The organism is Milkweed yellows phytoplasma str. MW1 (assembly GCF_000309485.1).
Lineage (GTDB): Bacteria > Bacillota_I > Bacilli_A > Acholeplasmatales > Acholeplasmataceae > Phytoplasma.
This window is the reverse complement of the sequence record NZ_AKIL01000058.1, coordinates 1-2805: the sequence shown is the minus strand read 5'-3', so window position 1 is coordinate 2805 and position 2805 is coordinate 1. Positions and strand designations below refer to the sequence as shown.

Here is a 2805-nt window from a genome sequence, read left to right as displayed (position 1 = left end):
GGGATAAAAATGATTTTTTAATTTTTTTTAAATATTTTTTAAAAAAGGTTGACAAATATTTTTTTTATGTTATCATATAGTAAATTAATAAATAATTTTTTCTAAAAGGTATTTGTTTTAGAAAAATTAGTTGTTGTCTTTCATTGTCTCTCATTCAGTACCATATTTAGTTGGGCCTCGCCTAAAAACCAACTCTGATCGGCAATAAAGCAATAAAAAGGAAATTTCATATAATGTTGAAAATCAAAAATAATTTATTATTATTGAATGTATTTTTTGTATTTACTTTCTTGGGATTGTTTTTAATTACTAATAATAATCAACAAGTAATGGCTGTCTCTAATGAAGAGTTTGTTGATGATATGAAGAATCGTTAATATAACTGTATCAAATATTAATATTCTTAAAAATCATGAAATATTTAAACAATATTTTGATTTTACACTAACTGGTCCGCGTTATAGTGGAAACATAGAAGAATTTGCAATTATTTGGAAAATTAAGAATCCGCTTCGTAATTTATTAGGTGTTTTTTTTGATAATGGTGCCATAGATGATGAAGATGATAAATATACTTTAGAAGAATTAAAAAAATGGTTAATGGAGCCAAAAATATACATATTTTTGGCAATATGAACAAAAATAATTTTTTCTGAATTAAAAAAGGAGTTAAAATAATGTTTAAAGTAAAAAATCAATTTAAAATAGTAATTATTATTTTATTCAGTTATTTAGGTTTATTTATTATAATAATTAATAATAATCCATTAATGGCGATGAATAATAATATACCACCAAATCAAAACAATGAAAATATCAATAATATAGAAGAATTTCAAAATTTAATGTTATTACAAAGAAATTCAACAAATCAAATTGTTAATGCTCTTTTTAATAATGCTTCAGAACAAGAAATAACCAATCTTTTAAATCAACATCGACAAACGCATCAACAAATAGTAAATTATCAACAAAGATTACTTGATGTACAACAACAAATGATAAGAAATATTGATTTATATACAACAAGATTACGATTAGAAAGAGAAAGTTTGCAATTAGCGAATTCAATGATGGCAGCTATTAACAACACTCCATTATACGCTTCTGAATCGCAAATAAATGTATTAAGAAATATTCAAATAAATATAGATCAAGTTAATACACAAATCGATCAAATAAATCAACAAATAAGAAATCAATAAATAAGAAACAATATTCGAAACAATCAAAGACTTTAAAACATTTAAAATTATCTAAACAAACAATCATTCTAGAGATTTAACAACCATTATCGAAGAAACCTACAAAAAAACCGCTAAATGACAAACCAAAAACCCTCTGAATTGCCCTATCATGTTGCCTTCCGATCTGGACAGAAGCTTTAAAACTCAAATTAAAAATTAACTCCGATTATCAACAAATCAAACAACGCTGAGAAGCTTGCAAAAACCAATATTATCAATGGAGTCAAGGAATTAATCAATATTTAGCCAAACCTAAAGACAATACTAAAATAGAATGCCGTTACACTTTTGATGTCTTAAACGGGATTAATTATTACCGTCAACAACATTCTTGAACTAAATCAGAATTAGTAACCAACATTAACAGTGAATTAAACCAAATACATCAAGTCAACAAAATACCTCAATTGGAAAAAGAATTAATAACTTTGAACCAAACTCCCGAAAAATACGAACAAACGATCAAAGACAAAACCCAAGAAATCCTTGATATTAAAAATAAACTTAAAAGTTTGACAGATTAGGAATAAAAACTAATAAAAGAATTACACCTTTGCGAAAATCGTATAATTACCCAACCCCTAACCTACCAACCTTGTTTGCTACATTAAATACCATCACGCTTTCGACCGTTGGAATAAAGCTGGTTATACTTATAACCTTTAACCTCTCACCGCTCTAAACGGTTTCGAAAACGCATCTTTTGATATGAAATATGGTAGTTATTTATTACGTAACAAAACATAATATTAAGTTTCGAAAAACAACAACACAAAGGCCCAAGGTAATAACAAATTAATTATTAAATACAAAGGTCCGAAACACTTCTTAACCGAAGATAAAGAGTATTATCTTGATAATACTTTCGTTCACAATGAAAACTTCGAACTAACCCATTTACACCTCCACTTCAATCCTGTCCGCAAAACTTTATCTATTTTCAAAGATAAACACAATAACGATAAAAAAATAAAGAAGTCGAATTTAAAAGAACCAGCTCTGATTGGCAATAACAAATTAAAGGAGTTTTCATTAATGTTTAAATTAAAAAAACAATTTAATAGAAGAACAGTTTATATCTGTTTAATAATTTTTATAGGATTATTATTTATGTTTAATAATCAATCAGTTATGGCTATGCAAAACAATAAAAATCAACAAATTTTAGAAAAAGAACCTACGGACGAAAAAGTTAATAAATTTTTTAGATTGGTAAAAAAACAAAAAGAAATAATTCAAAATATAAAACAAAAAAATCCAAATTTGAAAAATGCTTCCATTAAAGAAATAGAACAATGGTGTTGTTCAGGCATTGAACAAAAATTCGAATGTCAATTTAGTAATAAAAAACCAAAAAAAATAAATTTAGATTTAAATATTATTCCAGAAGATCAATAAAAAAACATCCACTAACAAAGACTCTTAAAAGAGTCTTTGTTTATTGCTCAAATAAATTTAATAAAAAGGAAACCCTAAAACTCATTTTCATTAAAAAAATATTACCATCTTTGCCCAGTAAAATCATCTTTTTAATCATTATTTCTATCTTATTCATCCC

General features: G+C 25.5%; 2 protein-coding genes and 1 pseudogene. All 3 read left to right on the top strand.

The features are described from left to right. Positions 1-233: 233 nt before the first annotated feature. The 3 genes and pseudogenes from RI76_RS03395 (at position 234) to RI76_RS01425 (ending at position 2645) form a co-directional block, all read left to right on the top strand. A pseudogene (locus RI76_RS03395) lies at positions 234-646 on the top strand (SVM family protein). 31 nt (positions 647-677) lie between these two features. Beyond that, positions 678-1205, top strand: coding sequence for an SVM family protein (locus RI76_RS01430; RefSeq protein WP_017192362.1), 528 nt, complete (start codon positions 678-680; stop codon positions 1203-1205). Positions 1206-2282: 1077 nt separating this feature from the next. Then, entirely contained in the window at positions 2283-2645 is a 363-nt protein-coding gene (locus RI76_RS01425; protein WP_017192360.1) for an SVM family protein, read from the top strand. Positions 2646-2805: the final 160 nt, after the last annotated feature.

Coding starts and splice junctions, on each gene's coding strand:
- RI76_RS01430 (WP_017192362.1), top strand. CDS start 678: ATGTTTAAAGTAAAAAATCAATTTAAAATAGTAATTATTATTTTATTC.
- RI76_RS01425 (WP_017192360.1), top strand. CDS start 2,283: ATGTTTAAATTAAAAAAACAATTTAATAGAAGAACAGTTTATATCTGT.